Source organism: Marivivens donghaensis (assembly GCF_030410045.1).
Lineage (GTDB): Bacteria > Pseudomonadota > Alphaproteobacteria > Rhodobacterales > Rhodobacteraceae > Marivivens > Marivivens donghaensis.
Genome location: NZ_JAUFRA010000007.1, coordinates 236,857 through 254,515 on the forward strand (window position 1 = coordinate 236,857; position 17,659 = coordinate 254,515).

General features: G+C 59.3%; 19 protein-coding genes. 11 read left to right on the forward strand and 8 right to left on the reverse strand.

The window, feature by feature from the left end; translation table 11 throughout:
- The first annotated feature begins 45 nt into the window (after nt 1-45).
- Both gshB and QWY83_RS12915 read left to right on the forward strand, forming a co-directional pair.
- Nucleotides 46-987, forward strand: coding sequence for a glutathione synthase (gene gshB, locus QWY83_RS12910; protein ID WP_249947010.1), 942 nt, complete (start codon nt 46-48; stop codon nt 985-987).
- A 1-nt stretch (nt 988) separates the two neighbouring features.
- Nucleotides 989-1,897, forward strand: a complete 909-nt coding sequence (locus tag QWY83_RS12915; protein WP_249947011.1) for an alpha/beta hydrolase fold domain-containing protein — start codon at nt 989-991, stop codon at nt 1,895-1,897.
- Here the strand turns inward: QWY83_RS12915 and QWY83_RS12920 are convergent.
- Genes QWY83_RS12920 through cobU form a run of 4 tightly spaced genes read right to left on the reverse strand, consistent with a single transcriptional unit; the run spans nt 1,867 to nt 5,248 of the window.
- Nucleotides 1,867-3,381, reverse strand: a complete 1,515-nt coding sequence (locus QWY83_RS12920; RefSeq protein ID WP_249947063.1) for a YifB family Mg chelatase-like AAA ATPase — start codon at nt 3,379-3,381, stop codon at nt 1,867-1,869. The genes QWY83_RS12915 and QWY83_RS12920 overlap by 31 nt on opposite strands.
- 55 nt (nt 3,382-3,436) lie before the next feature.
- Entirely contained in the window at nt 3,437-4,117 is a 681-nt protein-coding gene (locus QWY83_RS12925) for a glutathione S-transferase (protein ID WP_249947012.1), read from the reverse strand.
- 58 nt (nt 4,118-4,175) lie between these two features.
- Nucleotides 4,176-4,727 carry a histidine phosphatase family protein gene (locus QWY83_RS12930; protein WP_249947013.1) on the reverse strand — a complete coding sequence of 184 codons (552 nt, stop codon included), beginning with the start codon at nt 4,725-4,727 and terminating at the stop codon, nt 4,176-4,178.
- Complete coding sequence (gene cobU / locus QWY83_RS12935; RefSeq protein WP_249947014.1) at nt 4,724-5,248, reverse strand: bifunctional adenosylcobinamide kinase/adenosylcobinamide-phosphate guanylyltransferase; 525 nt, start codon at nt 5,246-5,248, stop codon at nt 4,724-4,726. Before cobU ends, QWY83_RS12930 begins: the two co-directional genes overlap by 4 nt.
- Before the next feature lie 83 nt (nt 5,249-5,331).
- Here cobU and QWY83_RS12940 point away from each other — a divergent pair, with 83 nt between their 5' ends.
- The 7 genes from QWY83_RS12940 to QWY83_RS12970 all read left to right on the forward strand — a co-directional run bounded on the left by QWY83_RS12940 (nt 5,332) and on the right by QWY83_RS12970 (nt 12,895).
- Complete coding sequence (locus tag QWY83_RS12940) at nt 5,332-6,210, forward strand: RNA polymerase factor sigma-32 (RefSeq protein ID WP_249947015.1); 879 nt, start codon at nt 5,332-5,334, stop codon at nt 6,208-6,210.
- Nucleotides 6,211-6,236: 26 nt separating this feature from the next.
- A complete protein-coding gene (locus tag QWY83_RS12945; protein WP_249947016.1) occupies nt 6,237-6,956 on the forward strand; it encodes a ChaN family lipoprotein in 720 nt (239 codons plus the stop codon).
- Between the two features lie 56 nt (nt 6,957-7,012).
- Nucleotides 7,013-8,203 carry a bifunctional phosphopantothenoylcysteine decarboxylase/phosphopantothenate--cysteine ligase CoaBC gene (coaBC, locus tag QWY83_RS12950; protein ID WP_249947017.1) on the forward strand — a complete coding sequence of 397 codons (1,191 nt, stop codon included), beginning with the start codon at nt 7,013-7,015 and terminating at the stop codon, nt 8,201-8,203.
- 5 nt (nt 8,204-8,208) lie between these two features.
- The gene (dut, locus tag QWY83_RS12955; protein ID WP_249947064.1) at nt 8,209-8,670 is read left to right on the forward strand and encodes a dUTP diphosphatase; all 462 of its coding nucleotides are present in this window, start codon (nt 8,209-8,211) and stop codon (nt 8,668-8,670) included.
- On the forward strand, nt 8,667-9,713 hold the full coding sequence (locus QWY83_RS12960) for a HesA/MoeB/ThiF family protein (RefSeq protein WP_249947018.1): 1,047 nt from the start codon (nt 8,667-8,669) through the stop codon (nt 9,711-9,713). Before dut ends, QWY83_RS12960 begins: the two co-directional genes overlap by 4 nt.
- 66 nt (nt 9,714-9,779) lie before the next feature.
- A complete protein-coding gene (locus QWY83_RS12965; RefSeq protein ID WP_249947019.1) occupies nt 9,780-11,801 on the forward strand; it encodes a M3 family metallopeptidase in 2,022 nt (673 codons plus the stop codon).
- The gene (locus QWY83_RS12970; RefSeq protein WP_249947020.1) at nt 11,801-12,895 is read left to right on the forward strand and encodes an alpha/beta hydrolase; all 1,095 of its coding nucleotides are present in this window, start codon (nt 11,801-11,803) and stop codon (nt 12,893-12,895) included. Before QWY83_RS12965 ends, QWY83_RS12970 begins: the two co-directional genes overlap by 1 nt.
- Here the strand turns inward: QWY83_RS12970 and QWY83_RS12975 are convergent.
- Together QWY83_RS12975 and QWY83_RS12980 are read right to left on the reverse strand one after the other, a co-directional pair.
- A complete protein-coding gene (locus QWY83_RS12975) occupies nt 12,892-13,800 on the reverse strand; it encodes a cation diffusion facilitator family transporter (RefSeq protein WP_249947021.1) in 909 nt (302 codons plus the stop codon). The two genes, QWY83_RS12970 and QWY83_RS12975, sit on opposite strands and share 4 nt — an antisense overlap.
- A 30-nt stretch (nt 13,801-13,830) precedes the next feature.
- A complete protein-coding gene (locus QWY83_RS12980; protein WP_249947022.1) occupies nt 13,831-14,364 on the reverse strand; it encodes an SH3 domain-containing protein in 534 nt (177 codons plus the stop codon).
- 116 nt (nt 14,365-14,480) lie between these two features.
- On the opposite strand from QWY83_RS12980, the gene QWY83_RS12985 reads away from it, so the two are divergent.
- Both QWY83_RS12985 and QWY83_RS12990 read left to right on the forward strand, forming a co-directional pair.
- Complete coding sequence (locus QWY83_RS12985) at nt 14,481-15,467, forward strand: 2-hydroxyacid dehydrogenase (RefSeq protein ID WP_249947023.1); 987 nt, start codon at nt 14,481-14,483, stop codon at nt 15,465-15,467.
- 67 nt (nt 15,468-15,534) lie between these two features.
- Nucleotides 15,535-15,996: a pyridoxamine 5'-phosphate oxidase family protein gene (locus tag QWY83_RS12990; protein ID WP_249947024.1), complete on the forward strand. Its 462-nt coding sequence runs from the start codon at nt 15,535-15,537 to the stop codon at nt 15,994-15,996.
- Here QWY83_RS12990 and panB read toward each other — a convergent pair.
- The gene (gene panB / locus QWY83_RS12995; RefSeq protein WP_249947025.1) at nt 15,993-16,805 is read right to left on the reverse strand and encodes a 3-methyl-2-oxobutanoate hydroxymethyltransferase; all 813 of its coding nucleotides are present in this window, start codon (nt 16,803-16,805) and stop codon (nt 15,993-15,995) included. The two genes, QWY83_RS12990 and panB, sit on opposite strands and share 4 nt — an antisense overlap.
- On the reverse strand, nt 16,802-17,659 hold the full coding sequence (gene panC, locus QWY83_RS13000; RefSeq protein ID WP_249947026.1) for a pantoate--beta-alanine ligase: 858 nt from the start codon (nt 17,657-17,659) through the stop codon (nt 16,802-16,804). Before panC ends, panB begins: the two co-directional genes overlap by 4 nt.

Below are 17,659 nucleotides of genomic sequence, written 5' to 3' on the forward strand. Positions count from 1 at the left end.
ACGGTCTGCGCCATGTATGTGTCAACAGATACGAAAGGCCCAACCATGTCTCTAAAAGTTGCCATTCAAATGGACCCGATCGGTGCGATCAATATCGATGGGGACAGCACCTTCCGTCTCGCAGAAGAGGCACAGGCGCGGGGCCATTCGTTATTTTACTACACGCCTGACAAACTCGCTTGGCAAGAAGGGCGGGTAACAGCGCGTGGTTGGTCGTTGACGGTTCAACGGGTGAAGGGCGATCATTTTACCTTGGGCGAAGAGCAAGAGGTCGATTTGTCGGACTTCGACGTGGTCTGGCTGCGTCAGGACCCTCCGTTCGATATGGGGTATATCACCACGACCCATCTTTTGGACATGATCCACCCCAAAACACTGGTCGTGAATGATCCGTTTTGGGTGCGCAATTATCCAGAGAAGCTCTTGGTCCTGCAGTTCCCAGAACTGACACCGCCGACCGCGATTGCGCGTGACCTGCAAACGCTACGTAATTTCCGTGAAAAGCACGGCGATATCATTCTCAAGCCGCTCTACGGGAATGGCGGCGCGGGCGTGTTCAAGCTTTCTGCTGGCGACGGCAACCTTGCGTCGCTTTGGGAAATGTTCACGGGCATCAACAATGAGCCTTTGATCGTGCAGAAATTCCTGCCGGCCGTGTCGAAGGGGGATAAGCGCGTAATCCTTGTCGATGGTGAACCTGTCGGCGCGATCAACCGCGTTCCGCAAAAAGGTGAGACACGGTCGAACATGCATGTCGGCGGACGCGCTGAGAAGGTTGAACTGACCGACCGTGATCGCGAAATTTGCGCCGCCATCGGTCCGCTACTAAAAGAAAAGGGTCAGGTCTTTGTCGGTATCGACGTGATCGGCGATTGGTTGACCGAGATTAACGTGACCTCGCCGACGGGCATTCAAGAACTCGAGCGGTTCGATGGCGTGAATATCGCCGAGAAGGTTTGGCAGGCGATCGAGGCGCGGAGAGCCTAATATGTCGGTTCGACTGTGGCTTTACACGGCGATCAGCCGCCGGATCGTAAAGCCACTGTTCCGTCTATCCGACGACCCCATTCGCGACGCAGCAAAGCTGGACCGTTTGGGCGCTTTGGCGGGGCAATATGTGCCATATTCCCTTCGGTTAGAGCGCAGCCTTGGTGGGCGGTCGGCAAATTGGGTGTCGGGGCGCGGTGCCGACGGCGAACGCCTGATCCTCTATTTTCATGGCGGCGGGTATTTCGCGGGATCGGCGGACACACACGGCCCCATCATGGCGCGGTTGTCACACTATGCGGGCGTGCCCGTCGTCATGCCCAAATACCGACTTTCCTCTGCTGCGCCGTTCCCAGCGGCATTCGACGACGCAATTGCCGCTTGGGATGACCTCGTGGCGCGCGGCTATGACCCCAGCAAAATCGTCATTGGCGGGGACAGCGCAGGCGGTGGGCTAGCCTTGGCTCTTTTGTCGGTGCTCTGCGAGAGAGGCGAACGCTCTGCGGGGATCTTTACCATGTCGCCTTGGACGGATTTGACCCTTTCGGGAGCGTCCGTGGCCCAAAACGCAGCGGCTGATGCGATTATTCCAGCCGATTGGATGGGCGAGGCTGCGCGTATGTATCACGCCGAAACGTCCTCCGATGATCCAAGGATTTCGCCGCTTTTCGCGAATTTCGATGCCCCGCCACCTGCGTTCTTCCAAGTCGGCAGTCCCGAAGTTCTCGCCGATGATACATATCGGATGGCAGAGGTGTTACGGGCTGCGGGCGGAGAGGTTGAGGTTCAGACATGGCACGATGCGCCGCATGTTTGGCATCTGGGTGAATATTGGGTGCCAGAGGCGCGTGCCGCCCTTCGTGATATTGCCAATTTTGTTCAGACCTCTTTCGAGAGGGCGAGCCGATAGCTGACCGCTTCGGCGATATGCGGGTGTCGCACGGAGGACGATCCGTCAAGGTCTGCAATCGTCCGCGCAACCCTTAGGACTCGGTGGTAGCCTCGTGCCGTCAGTCCGAATTTTTCCGCCACTCGGGTTAGAAGGTCGCGCCCCTCTGCATCGGGCGTAGCGACCTCTTCGAGGATCGCGCCTTCGGCCTCAGCGTTGGTGCGTAACCCGTCAATCCCTTGATACCTTTGGGTTTGTAGGTTTCGCGCCGATTGCACGCGTGCCGCGACACTGGCCGAACTTTCGCCCGTCGCGGGCAGGTCGAGATCGGTGAAGGATACAGGCGGTACCTCGACGCGCAGGTCGAACCGATCCATCAGCGGGCCAGAAATTCGCGCGAGGTAATCGGCTCCGCAGGCAGGTGCCCGTGAACAGGCGCGGGCGGGATCTGACATAAACCCGCATTTGCACGGGTTGGCCGCCGCGACCAGCATGAACCGACAGGGATAGCGGATATGGGCGTTGGCACGGGCCACGACGACCTCGCCCGTCTCAATGGGCTGGCGGAGCGTTTCGAGTACTTGGCGGTTAAACTCTGGAAACTCATCCATGAACAAAACGCCATTGTGGGCGAGGCTGATTTCGCCGGGTTTCGCACCTTTCCCGCCGCCAACAATCGCGGGCATGGAGGCCGTGTGGTGCGGTTCGCGGAATGGTCGCGTGCGGCTGATCCCACCTTCGTCCAAGAGACCAGAGAGCGAATGGATCATCGATGTCTCTAACGCCTCGGCTGCCGTGAGGGGCGGCAGTATCCCCGGAATGCGGGCCGAGAGCATGGATTTTCCTGATCCAGGTGGGCCGAGAAGAAATAGGTGGTGCCGTCCTGCCGCAGCGATTTCCAATGCCCGCTTGGCGCGTTCCTGCCCCTTCACATCGCGCAAATCGCGGGCCGTTGGGGCGTGGCTGACCTCACCGGGGAGGGCAGGGGGCAAAACCGCCTTGCCCGTGTAGTGACGGATCACGTCGAGCAGAGTTTTGGCCCCGAACACAGGTGTCGCGCCGACCCATGCGGCCTCTGCGGCTGATGCCGTCGGGCATAGCAGAACACGGTCCTCTTCGGCAGCGGCGAGAGCGGCGGGCAGCGTGCCGATCACAGGCACCAGCGTCCCGTCGAGCGACAATTCCCCGAGCGCGACCGTTTCTAAAGCCTTGTCTTTTGGAACGATCTCGAGCGCGGCAAGCAATGCCAGCGCGATGGGAAGGTCGAAATGCGACCCTTCTTTCGGCATGTCGGCAGGGGACATGTTGACGGTGATTTTGCACGACGGCAGGGCGATCGACATCGCCTCTAATGCGGCGCGAATGCGTTCGCGGGCCTCTGACACGGCCTTGTCTGGCAGACCCACGATGGAAAACGACGGCAAACCCGCCATGGTGGCGCATTGCACCTCGACCATGCGGGCCTCGATCCCTTCGAACGCAACTGTGTAGGTCGATGCGACCATGAAAAACCCCGTTAACCAACTCATTCTGGTTAACGGGGCAGGCGTTTAAGTTTGGTTAAAACGGCCAGTCTTTGCGCGGAAGGTTCATTTCATAGGGGAAGGTCTCGTGATTTTCCTTCAACGCTTCAGCCCGCCAGCGCAGGAACGCGGGATCGTTGAGGTGATTTTCCACATAGGCCTTGGCGGCGTCCGATACGGGCAGACCGTAGCCCGTGATCCGCATCGCAACAGGGGCGTAGAACACATCGGCGAGCGAATATTCACCGAACAGCCACGGACCCTTTGCCCCATGACGTTCGCGGGCCATGGCCCAAAGGTATTCGATCCGCTCAAGGTTCTTCAGAACGGGTTCAGGAGCGACAAAGCCGTCCCACACGTGGCTGATCTGCATGTTACAGACATCGCGCAACGCGCCAAATCCCGAATGCATTTCGCAGACCAAGTTGCGGGCCAATGCGCGTGCCGCAGGATCGGTTGGCCATAGCCCCGCATCGGGGTGCCGTTCGGCCAGCGTCTCTGCCATCGATAGGCTGTCGGACAGGATATAGCCCTCGGGCGTTTTCGCGGCAGGCACGGTGCGTGCTGGGGCCAGTTCGGCCATGTCTTGGGCCAATGTGCCCGCGTACAGCCCCATCATATGTTCACGATAGGGCAGTCCGAATTTTTCAAACATAAGCCAGCCACGGAGGGACCAGCTGCTAAAAAGGCGATCGCCAATATAAAGATCATACATCATGAGTGGATGCTAAGTCGGGTCGCGTGACAACGCTATCGCTGTTTTGTGCGTGCCATCATCACGGTTTGTGATTGATCCGTTCTGCTGACCACGGAGCGGTCGTGATCTCGGTCACAGAGAGGTTGTCGATCCGATGGCCGAATGCCTCGTAGGGGGTGATCGACAGGGCGCGTTGGACTTGGGTCAGGATCATCCCGAAGTGCCCCACCACGATCAGATCTGGCAGGCCGAGCGCGAGATAACCATCGATGGCTGTGCTAACCCGCGCAGCGACCGCGTTCCAGCTTTCTCCATTCGGGGGCGCAATATTACCTGGCGTTTCCCAATAGGCGCGCATCAGCGGATCATCCGAAAACGTCGCCATTTCCCAATCGCCAAAGTGAATTTCTCGCAAAGCAGCGTCATGGGGCAACCGAGGGCGATGGGCTTGGATCGCATCCGCGGTGCTGACCGCGCGGGATAAGTCAGACGATACAACGGGCGCATCGGGCAGGTGATCCGACAGGCGGGCGATGGCATCAACATCGGACAGATCAGCGGGCAGATCTGTCCAGCCCACCATCGCCTTCGCATGGGTGGGCCCATGCCGAACGAGCCAGAGCCGCGTCATTTCAACACCATCGGCAACCCAGCCGCCACAAACACCACATGATCCGCCGCCGCAGCGATCTGCTGGTTCATTGCGCCGTGGAGATTGCGGAACCGCCGCCCCATGCTCGTCTCTGGCACAATGCCAAGACCCAGCTCGTTTGACACCACCACAACAGGGGCAGGGCAACGGCGGCAGGCTTCGATAAATTCGGGGATCATGGCGTCAATATCCGCCTCCCCCAGCATCAGATTCGTCAGCCAAAGCGTCGCGCAATCGATCAGAACCACGCCGCTCGCGCTCACATTATCGAGAGCCTTTGACATGTTTATTGGTTCTTCGATGGTCGTCCAGCCATCTCCGCGCTGCACTTTGTGCTGCTCCACCTTGGCGCGCATTTCGTCGTCATAAACCTGCGAAGTCGCAATGTAGAAGCGTTCTAAGCCAGATTCAAAAATCAACTTTTCCGCGTATTTGGACTTACCCGAGGCCGCGCCACCGAACACAAGTGTTAGTTTTTGTAAGGTGAGTTGTGCAGGCATCTGTGATCCATTTCGCAGTGTTGTGCGTAAGCATTGGTAACGATGACAGAAGTCACACACAACAGCTGGCGGGAGATGAGATTATGGCTCTGGATACCACGTCTAACTTTAACATGACACGCCGCGCGATGAACGCGGAGCTTTTGGATGCTGAAACCGAAGCTCAACTGGCCTACGCGTGGCGCGATCACCGCGATGAAGAAGCGCTCCACCGTTTGACCACCGCCTACATGCGGTTGGCGATCTCGATGGCGGGGAAATTCCGCCGGTATGGTGCGCCAATGCCGGACCTGATCCAAGAGGCCAGCCTTGGCCTGATGAAAGCCGCTGAAAAATTTGATCCCGACCGTGGAGTTCGTTTTTCGACCTATGCTGTTTGGTGGATCAAAGCTTCGATCCAAGATTTCGTGATGCGCAACTGGTCGATGGTTCGCACAGGATCGACCAGCAGCCAGAAATCCCTGTTCTTTAACATGCGCCGCGTTCAGGCCCGTCTCGAACGCGAAGCCACCGCCGAAGGGATCACCCTCAGCAAGGGCGATCTGCACCTCGCGATTGCGACCGAGCTTGGCGTGCCGGTGCATGACGTCGAGATGATGGATGGCCGTCTTTCGGGATCTGACTTCTCGCTCGATGCGACGCAATCGTCCGAAGATGAGGGGCGGTCATGGGTTGATACGCTCGTCGATGACAGCGAGCAGGCGGCGGAACGGGTCGAGGCCTCGCACGATCAGGAAACCCTGCGTCAATGGCTGACGACTGCGCTGATGGCACTGAACGATCGTGAACGCTTCATCGTGCGCGAACGCAAACTGCGGGACGAGCCGCGCACGTTGGAGAGCCTCGGTGACGAACTTGGCCTGTCCAAAGAGCGTATTCGCCAGCTAGAGGCCGCGGCGTTCAACAAAATGCGCAAGAGCCTTGAAGGTCAGTCGAAGGAAGTGTTGAACTTCCTCGCATGAGAACTGCCCTTGCCCTGATGTTATGGATGGCTGCGCCTGCCATGGCGCAAGACATCCATATCTTGGGCGAGGTGCATGACAATCCCCTGCATCATATCGAACAAGCCAACCAAATCGCAGCCATCGCGCCCTCTGCGATCGTTTTCGAAATGCTGACGCCTGATCAGGCGGCAGTGGTGAACTCCAGCGATCGCCACGATCCCAACCTCGGCGCGATCATCGGGTGGGAAGAGGCGGGCTGGCCTGATTTCGCTATCTACGCGCCGATCTTTGCGGCGAGCGATGCGCCTGTTTATGGTGCGGCGCTCCCTCGGGACACAGTGATCGCGGCGATAAGATCGTCGGCCGCTGAGGTCTTTGGCGAGGGCGCGGAACGCTATGGCCTTACCATGCTGTCCGACGATCTGCGTGCCGTGATGGAGGCCGAACAGGCACAAGCCCATTGCGATGCTCTACCCGCGGAAATGCTCCCAGGAATGGTAGAGGCGCAGCGGCTTCGTGACGCTCATTTTGCCCGTGTGACCTTAACGGCCTATGACGAAACTGGTGGACCTGTGGTTCTGATCACGGGCAACGGACATGCCCGCATCGACCGCGCCGTGCCATCCTACATCGCCCGCGTTCGACCAGAGTTGTCGGTTCATGCGCTGGGCTTGCTGGAAGCAGCCGAGGATGACGCGCCCTTTGACACCGTGATCGTCACTGCCCCCGCAGAACGTGACGACCCATGTGCGGCGTTCCAGTGATTGTTCTTTTCGTTGCCGCTGGTTAGGGTTCCACCAATCGTTCAAAGGGGGCCGTGATGCTGGCTGGCAAACATATCCTACTGATCATCGGCGGCGGCATTGCAGCCTTTAAGTCGCTCGATCTGATCCGGCGTCTGCGCGAACAAGGGGCAGAGGTCACGCCCGTGCTGACCAAAGCAGGGGCAGAGTTCGTGACCCCGCTCTCCGTATCTGGCCTTGCCGCTCGCAAAGTCTATCAGGATTTGTTCGATCTGACCGATGAGGCCGAGATGGGTCATATCGAATTGTCCCGCGCTGCGGACCTCGTTGTTGTGGCCCCTGCAACGGCCGACCTCTTGGCGAAAATGGCGGGCGGTCACGCCAATGATCTGGCGTCGACGCTGTTGATGGCGACCGACAAACCTGTGCTGGTCGCCCCCTCAATGAACGTGCGGATGTGGGAACACGCCGCCACCCAGCGCAATGTCGCGACGCTCAAGGGCGATGGCATGCTGTTCGTTGGCCCGACCGAAGGCAACATGGCATGTGGCGAGTTTGGCTTTGGCCGCTTGGCTGAAGTGCCAGAGATCATCGCCGCCATTGACGCGGCTCTCTCTGACGGACCGCTCAAGGGTAAGCGTATCCTCGTGACCTCAGGCCCCACGCACGAACCCATCGACCCCGTGCGCTACATCGCCAATCGGTCGTCAGGTGCCCAAGGCACGGCTGTGGCGCGCGCATTGGCGCAATTAGGTGCAGATGTTGTATTTGTGACAGGTCCAGCCGATGTGCCGCCGCCTGCGGGCGTAAATGTCGTGAAAGTGCAAACCGCCGCGCAGATGCTAGAGGCTGTTCTGGCCGCTTTGCCCGTCGATGTGGCGGTGTTTGCGGCGGCTGTGGCGGATTGGCGGGTTGCCTCAGCCTCTGGGTCGAAGATCAAAAAAGTGAACGGCGCACTGCCCGTTTTGGAGTTCGCAGAGAACCCCGATATCCTCGCAACCGTGAGCCAGATGACCGATGGCCGCCCGCCTTTGGTCGTTGGGTTTGCCGCTGAAACAGACGACGTGATCGCCCACGCAACGGCCAAGCGGGCCCGCAAAGGGTGCGATTGGATCGTGGCCAATGATGTGTCTCCTGAGACGGGGATCATGGGGGGCACCGAGAACGCCGTGACGCTAATCACTGAAACTTCCGCCGAAGATTGGCCGCGCATGGGCAAGGACGCCGTTGCGCAACGGCTCGCTCAGCGGATCGCGGAGGCGCTATGACCACCATGCCGAATATTGTGATCGAATGGCTCGACGGGGCTGATACCGACATCGCGTTGCCATCCTACGAAACGGCGGGGGCGGCGGGTGCGGACGTGCGGGCAAACTTTGCCCCGAATGGGCGCGAAGGCGTCACCATCGAGGCGGGCGCTCGAGCGCTCATCCCCTGCGGGTTTCGGATGGAAATCCCCGCTGGCTATGAGGTGCAGGTGCGTCCACGCTCCGGCCTCGCACTCAAACACGGTATCACATTGCCGAATACGCCGGGCACCATCGACAGCGACTATCGCGGGCCTGTTGGGGTGATCATCCTCAACGCGGGGACCGAACCATTCCACATCGCCCACGGTGACCGCATCGCTCAGTTTGTGGTCGCACCTGTGGTTCAGGGGCAGTTCACGCTCGGCTCTGGCCTGTCCACAACGGCGCGTGGCGAAGGCGGCTTTGGCTCGACGGGGTGTAAATGATCACCGTTTTTGCGATGATTTCTGTCATGTGGGGCATTGGTTGGGCGATGAAAGTTCCCCACCGTGTGCGTTGGGGCATGACGGGCGTTCTGATGGCGGCGGTGCTTTTGGCGAACATCGTTTTGCCCGCTGGTAATCCATTGCGCCAAGCGACTGGTGGCGATGCGCGTCTTTGGGCGCTCATCATCGGCGCGGGTGTTGTGATCTATATTTACCGCCTCGGCCTCGGTTGGATTAAAACCAAGGTCGCCGCTAAGGAACCAGTTGTCACCACCCCGACCAAGACATTTTCGGACAGCGAACTCGATCGCTACGCCCGCCACATGATGCTTCGTGAAATCGGTGGGACGGGGCAGAAACGGTTGAAGCAAGCGAAGGTGCTGGTGATCGGCGCAGGGGGCCTCGGGTCGCCCGCGTTGATGTATCTCGCTGCGGCGGGGGTCGGCACAATCGGTGTCGTGGATGATGACACCGTCGATAACTCCAACCTCCAACGCCAAGTGATCCACACCGATGCCCGTATCGGCCAGCCGAAGGTGCATTCTGCCGCAACGGCGATCAAAGCACTGAACCCGTGGATCGAAGTGCGTCCCTATGCGCGGCGATTGGACGAGGACACGGCAGAGGCTCTGTTCGCCGAATATGATCTGATCCTCGACGGAACCGATAACTTTGCCACGCGCTACATGGTGAACCGCATCGCGGTCAAATTGGGGAAACCGCTGATTGCCGCTGCGATGACGCAATGGGAAGGTCAAATTTCGGTCTACGATCCCGCAAATGGTGGCCCCTGTTTCCAATGCGTCTTTCCAGAGGCTCCAGCCGCAGGGTTGGTTCCGTCTTGCGCAGAGGCGGGCGTTCTCGGCCCTCTCCCGGGGGTGATAGGGTCGTTGATGGCGGCAGAAGCGGTCAAGCTGATCACAGGCGCGGGCGAAACTCTGCGCGGTCGGTTGATGATGTATGATGCACTCTACGCTGATAGCCGCATGATGAAGACCAAATCGCGGGCAGATTGCCCCGTTTGCGGAACATCCCACGACTAGCGTGTGAATGGCTCTGGCGGTTCCCCTTGGACGGACCTAGACTCTGCCCAAGTATAGGAGAACCCGATGACAAACCCGCTGCTAAACGATTGGTCCACCCCCTTTGGCTTGCCGCCCTTTGACGCGATTTCCGACGATGACTTCGCGCCTGCGGTTGATGCTGCCTTGGCCGAGGCGCGGGCGAATTATGCAGCGATTGTGTCTGAGCCAGAGATCACCTTTGCCAATACGGTTGAGGCGATGGAGCGCACGACAGCCACGCTCGACCGTGTGATGGGGGCGTTTTACGCGCTCGCTGGTGCCGATGCGAACCCCGCGCGCGAGGCATTGATGCGGGAATTTGCGCCGAAAATGTCGGCCTTCTGGTCCGAAGTCACCACCAACGAGGCGCTCTTTGCCCGCGTGGAAACCCTATGGGAGCAGCGGGACGATTTGGGTCTGAACGACGAACAGGCGCGTCTGCTCTATCTGTCGTATCGTGGGTTTGTCCGCGCAGGGTCCAAGCTCAAGGGCGCAGAGGCCGACCGTCTGACCGAAGTGAAATCGCGTCTCTCTGTTTTGGGCACGCAGTTCACCCAGAACCTTTTGGCCGACGAACGGTCGTGGTTCATGCCGCTGGCTGAAACCGACCTGAACGGACTGCCTGACTATGTGGTGTCGGCCCTGCGCGCCGCTGGCAAAGACAAGGGCCAGAACGGCCCCGTCGTTACCCTGTCCCGCTCTGTCATCGTGCCGTTCTTGCAAACCTGCCCGAACCGCGATCTGCGCCGCAAATCCTATGAGGCTTGGACCGCTCGTGGCGCCAATGGTGGCGAAACGGATAACCGTGCGATTGCGGCCGAAATTCTGGCCCTCCGGTCTGAACGCGCCAAACTGCTCGGCTACGAGGACTTCGCCCATTACAAACTCGAAACCGAAATGGCGGGCACGCCTGACGCGGTGCGCGGTTTGTTGATGGATGTCTGGGGCCCCGCGAAATCCCGCGCCGAAGCGGATGCGCAAATTCTCGAAAACATGCTCCACAATGACGGTCACCAAGGCCCGCTCGAGGCATGGGACTGGCACTATTATTCCGCCATTCGTCGCAAGGCCGAGCATGATCTCGATGAGGCCGATGTCAAACCATATTTCCAACTCGACCGCATGATTGATGCCGCCTTTGCCTGCGCCAATCGCCTGTTCGGCCTAGAGTTCAAACCGACAGAAGGGCCGCAGTATCATCCCGACGTGCGTCTGTTCGAGGTGACACGCAATGGCGAACATATCGCGCTCTTTATGGGCGACTACTTTGCCCGTGGGTCCAAACGCTCTGGCGCGTGGTGTTCCGCGATGCGCAGTCAGAATAAACTCGACGGTGATGTGCGCCCCATTGTGATCAACGTTTGCAACTTTGCCAAACCAGCTGAGGGGCAGCCCGCGCTGTTGTCCTATGACGATGCCCGCACCCTATTCCACGAATTCGGCCACGCGCTGCACCAAATGCTGTCGAATGTGACCTACGATTCCATGTCGGGCACATCCGTAGCCCGCGATTTCGTCGAACTGCCCAGCCAACTTTATGAACACTGGCTCGACGTGCCAGAGGTGCTGGCCGAATTTGCGGTCAACGCGGCAGGAGAGTCGATGCCTGCGGAACTTCTGCAAAAGGTGCTGGGCGCTGCGACCTATGACATGGGATTCCAGACGGTCGAATATGTGGCTTCTGCCATTGTGGACCTCGAATTCCACCTCGGCACCCCGCCCGCTGATCCGATGCAGAAACAGGCCGAAGTGCTAGAGGCTATCGGCATGCCCCGTGCGATCCGTATGCGCCACGCCACCCCGCATTTCGCCCACGTGTTCAGCGGCGACGGCTATTCCAGCGGCTACTACAGCTACATGTGGTCCGAGGTCATGGATGCCGATGCGTTTGCCGCGTTCGAGGAAAAAGGCGATGCCTTTGACCCTGAAACCGCTAAAGCGCTTGAGGCGCATATCCTCTCGGTCGGGGGAACTGTGGATGCGGCAGAACTTTACACCCGTTTCCGTGGACGGCTTCCGGGTGTTGAAGCGCTGCTTCAAGGCCGTGGTTTGCTCGAAGTCGCGTGATGCTCCGCCGCATTTGGCTCAGTTTTGTAATGCTCTGCCTCGTCGCGGCCTGTTCAGGTCGCCCGGGGCCAGAGGTGCTGACCCCGATCCCCGACGTTGCGGACGGGGCCAAGGTGATCCGTATCTACGCGGTCACCACACGCACAGCGGACGAGGCGCCACTGCTTGGGTTCGACAACACGCCGAGCTTTGAACTCGCCTATCGCTATTACGATATTTCGGTGCCGCCGCACCGTCGGGCAGGGCAGGTGACATGGCCCAGCCGTACGCCCGATCCGTCCAAGCAATTCGTTGTCGTCGACAGCGGAATTATGGAGCGGCCAGATTTCCTGAGCGAGGTCATCGCCCGCAACCGATCCAATGGGTCTGGTGAGGTCGGTATTTTTGTCCACGGCTTTAACCAGCGGTATCAAGAGGCGCTGTTCCGCCTTGCCCAATTGACTGCGGATGCGGGCGGTAACAACGCACCGATCCTCTTTGCATGGCCGTCGAACGGGCGACCGCTCGAATATATCGGCGACCGTCAGGCCGCGATTTTCTCGCGCGAGCCGTTGGCCGAACTGATGGACGATATCGTTAAACGGAACGGTAAAACGTTGATCTTTGCCCACTCCATGGGTGGTTTCCTCACGATGGAGGCGATGCGGACGCTCAAGCTCGAAGGCAAGCAATCGACATTGGATAAGTTGTCGGTGGTTCTCGCTGCGCCCGATGTCGATCTGTTCCTCTTCCGTCGCCAGATGGAGGTCATCGGCGAAATGCGCGAACCCTTGTCAGTCCTCGTGTCACCTGATGATCGCGCCTTATTGCTGTCATCCCGCGTTGGCGGCGGTCGGCCTCGGCTCGGGGCATTGGACGTGAGCGATCCAGAGGTGGCCTCGGTCGCTGAGGATTTTAACATTCGGATTATCGACGTGAGTTCCGTGGAATCTGATCCGCTGCGTCATAGCCGCTACATCAACCTCGCCACGCTCTATACCGCCCTCGAAGGGCAGGCGAGCGGACGCACCGACCTCGCGACGGCAGGGACATTCGTGTTCGATGCGATTGGTCAGGGGCTTTTGCTGCCTGTGAACGTGCTAACGCGGAATTAGGAATAGCGCGCGTCGTCGGGGTGGGGTTCGACCCCGACGGGGTCCTTGTGGATCAGAACGTCTGCATTGGTGTGCTTTGCAACAATGGCACGACGAAGCGCGGCACCGATGCTATGCGCCTCTTCCAGCGTCTGCGATCCGTCCAATTCGATATGAAGGTTCACGAAAACGCGGCTCCCTGCTTGGCGGGTTTTGAGGTCGTGAAACCCGTGAACCCCGTCGAAGTTACCCGCGATGTCCGCGATAGAGGCGATGATTTCGTCATCTGCTGCACGGTCCATTAGGGCGTCCCATGCGCCTTTGCCGATCTTTAGCGCGCCGTGGAACATGATCAACGCCGCGACGATCGCCACAGCGCTATCCACCCAGCCCCAGCCGAAATTCGCATTGAGCCAAAGCGCCACAATCGCGCCAATCCCAGGGATCAAATCGCCAATGTAATGGAGGCTATCGGCGGCGACCACGCGGCTCCCTGTTTTGCGGGCGACGTAGCGCTGCCATGCGACCAGCATCAGGGTCAGCACGATCGACAGCGCCATCACGACAACGCCTGCTGACTCCGAGGAGATATGAGCCGAGTCAGGTTGGGACAATCGCAACACCGCAGCGCCCAAAATGGCGGCGGCAGAGACGATGATGAAAAGGGACTGACCCAGCGCGGCGAGGTCTTCGGCAGAGGTATGCCCAAAGGTGTGATCGTCGTCTGCGGGTTTGGCTGCATAGGCGATAGCCGCCAAGCCACCCATCGACATCAACAAATCCAACGCACTGTCCGCCAGCGTTGCCGCAATGGACAACGCCCCTGTCGCCCAGAGCGCCCACATCTTTGCAAGCACCAGCGTAATCGCGACGATGACTGAAAACACACCCGCAGAGAGGTTCAGCTTGTTACCAGAAGTCGTCATGCGGGCCCCCCTTGCGTTAGGCCGTCCTGTTTAGTCGAGCACTTCGTCCGCGCCAACACCCCAAATCGCCGATTTCGGTGCCCAGCCTTTATAACCAGCGGTGCTCAACTGGCACCAGTTCAGGGTGCATTCTTCGATCCGCGCGACGACGCCCGCTTCGAGGATCGCTTCTTGGGGGCTGGATTCGTCTTGGCGTGCGTAGAGCGGCTGCATGTCGGTGTCGATGATCACCGTCCGCACGCCAGACAGCATGATATAGTGGACCCAACCGCCCAATCCGTCACGATCGACCACACGACGCCAGTTTTCATATTCGGCAGTCACCTGCAGCGGCATGTCGCGGCGCGCAAAGACCCAATCGATGCGGTGAGAGGTTGATGGCCCACGGCGCACGTTGGCCTCATTCGCCTTGAGCGACACAAAACGGGGCAAAGGCAAACCCGTCACGGGACCCGTGCGAAGCTCTGTCTGATCCTCTGCGGTTTCGTTTTTTTCTGCGATGGCAGGCAAAACACCACCGATGAGTGCGATAACCACCGTAAGGGACCGCAGAAAAGAACGCATCTTACCACCTGTTTGCCTGTTTAGACGCGATGGGCGTTTGGCCGCTCTTGTATCGCGTCGATCATACGGGCAATCTGCCACTAAGAACGCCTGAAGGAAAGTCACGGAGGGGGCAAATGGCCGGTAAACAACTGAGTGTTGTCGTCACGCGACGGTTGCCCGATGTCGTTGAGACCCGCATGAAAGAGCTATTCGATGCGCGTCTGCGGGATGACGATACCCGCATGACCCGTGAAGAGCTCTTGGCCTTGGTCCCTCAGGCGGATGTTCTGGTCCCCACATTGACTGATAAGATCGACGCAGACGTCATGGATGCCTCCAACGGTCGGCTGCGTTTGATTGCGAACTATGGGGCAGGGGTCGATCATATCGATGTTGAGGCGGCCCGTGATCGTGGGATTATGGTCACGAACACGCCGGGCGTGATGACCGAAGATACCGCAGATATGACGATGGCGCTGATCCTCTCGGTCGTGCGCCGCATCCCCGAAGGCATGACCAAAATGCAAGAAGGGGATTGGACGGGCTGGTCACCGACGGCCATGCTTGGCGGTCGGATTGCGGGACGGAAACTCGGTATCCTCGGAATGGGGCGGATCGGGCAGGCGGTGGCCCGCCGGGCTGCGGCTTTTGGTATGTCAGTGCATTACCACAACCGTCGCCGTCTGCGTCCGGAAACGGAACAGGCGCTGAATGCGACGTGGTGGGATAGCCTCGACCAGATGGTCGCGCGGATGGACATCATCTCGATCAACTGTCCGCATACGCCGGGGACGTTCCATTTGATGAACGCCCGCCGTCTGAAACTGATGAAGCCGTCAGCGGTGATTGTGAACACGTCGCGCGGTGAAGTGATCGACGAAAACGCGCTGACACGGATGCTGCGCACGGGTGAAATCGCGGGCGCTGGCCTCGATGTGTTTGAACACGGGACCGAAGTGAACCCACGTCTGCGTAAGCTGCCGAATGTGGTGCTCTTGCCGCATATGGGGTCGGCCACGGTTGAGGGGCGTATCGAGATGGGCGAGCGGGTGATCCTTAACGCGCATACCTTTGCCGATGGGCACCGTCCGCCGGATCAGGTTCTTCCGTGGATGGTGTAACCTCTCTTTACCTACCGTGAATTTGGATTAGCTTCGTTGAACATGGTCCTTTGAGAGGAGGAGCACGATGTTCACCGGAGAAGTGCGTCAGGCTGTCGATCGGTCTGTCCTATGTTGGCTCGCCACCGTTGATGCGGACGGCCAGCCTAACGTCAGCCCCAAAGAAATATTCTGCGCCATCGATGACGTGACCTTGCTGATCGCAGAGATCGCAAGTCCGATATCACGCCGAAATATCGCCGAAAATTCAAAGGTCTGCGTCAGCTTTATCGATGTGTTCCGCCAAAAGGGCTACAAGGTCGTTGGGGACGCGCGGTTGATCCTGCCCGAGGAGCCAGAGTTCGACGCCATCGGCGGCCCGATCAAAGCGATGATCGGAACAGCGTTCCCATTGCGCGGGTTGATCCGTGTGGATGCCGTCCGCGTGTCACCCATAGTAGCGCCCAGCTACCAGCACTACCCCGATAGAACCGAGGCAGAGCAGGTGCGGCAGGCGTTCAAGACCTATGGCGTGAGAGCCGTGGATTAACGGTAAACCTCGTCCTCGGTCGGGAAGGCACGGGATTTCACGTCCTCTGCATAGCGTCGCACCGAATCTTCGATCATCGGGCCGAGCTGGCCGTAGACCTTAACGAACTTTGGCGTCCACGGGTTCAGACCCAGCATATCTTCGAGCACTAGGATCTGCCCGTCACAATCAGCCGAAGCGCCAATGCCGATGGTCGGAATATCGATTTGTTTGGTGATCTTCGCGGCGAGCGGCTCGACCATGCCTTCCAGCACGACGGCAAATGCACCAGCCTCGGTCACAGCGCGGGCGTCCTCTTCGTGGAGCGGCCAGCTGTCTTCCTCACGGCCTTGGGTTTTGAACCCGCCCATGACATGCGACGACTGCGGTGTGAGGCCGATATGCGCCATCACGGGAATGCCGCGCTCAATGAGGAACCGAATGGTCTCTGCCATCCGTTTGCCGCCCTCAAGTTTCACCGCGCCACAGCCTGTCTCTTTCATGATTTTGGCCGCATTGCGGAATGCCATGTTCGGGCTTTCCTCATAGGTGCCAAAGGGCATATCCACGACGATCAGCGCCCGTTTGGTGCCGCGCACAACAGCCTTGCCGTGCATGATCATCAGATCAAGAGGCACGCCCACCGTCGATTCCATCCCATGCATCACCATGCCAAGGCTATCGCCCACCAGAATGAAATCTGCGAACTTATCGACGATCGCCGCTGTATGCGCGTGATACGAGGTCAGCGACACAATCGGCTCACCGCCTTTGCGACGTGCGATTTGCGGCACGGTGATACGGCGGATGGTTTCAGTTTGGGTGCTCATAGGGTGATCTCCCTCTGGTCAATAAGCAGGACAGGGTCGTCTACGGGGCCAAAAGCGGCCGAAATCATGATCCCGATGGTGCCCGATGGGCGACCGGAAACGGGGGCGAGCGTGAGGGCCTGCACGATGTCCACATGCGGATCGCGGGCCCGAGGTTCGGTTTCGATGGTATCACGGATCGTCTGGGCAATCGCCTCTACCGTCGCGCCAGTTCGGGCGGCGGTTTCTGCGGCGATCAACGAACGGTTCAGGACAACGGCGGCGCTGCGATCTTCTGGCGTGAGACGGACGTTGCGGGACGACATGGCCAGCCCATCTGCCTCGCGCACGGTGGGGACACCGCAGACCTCTGTCGGGACATCCAGATCACGCGCCATGCGGCGGATGACCTGCAATTGCTGGTAGTCCTTTTCGCCAAAATAGGCCCGATCCGCGCCGACGATATTGAAGAGTTTTGTCACCACCGTGCAGACCCCGCGATAGTGACCAGGGCGCACCAGCCCGTGCAGCATATTGGCGAGCTTTGTCGTCTCAACGATGGTTTCGGCCCCATCAGGATACATGATTTCGACCGTCGGCATAAAGACGGCAGCTACGCCCGCAGCCTCGAGCATCGCGCAATCGGCCTCTTCGGTGCGGGGGTATTTGTCGAGGTCAGCTTGCTGTCCGAACTGCGTCGGGTTCACGAAAATCGATGTAATCACGGCGTCGTTTTCAGCCTTCGCCGCAGCGACCAATGACATGTGTCCAGCGTGCAGCGCACCCATCGTCGGAACAAAGCCAACGGTCTGCCCAGATAGGCGCAAATCACGAACGACAGCGCGGACCTCTGCAATGGTTCGACAGATAATCAT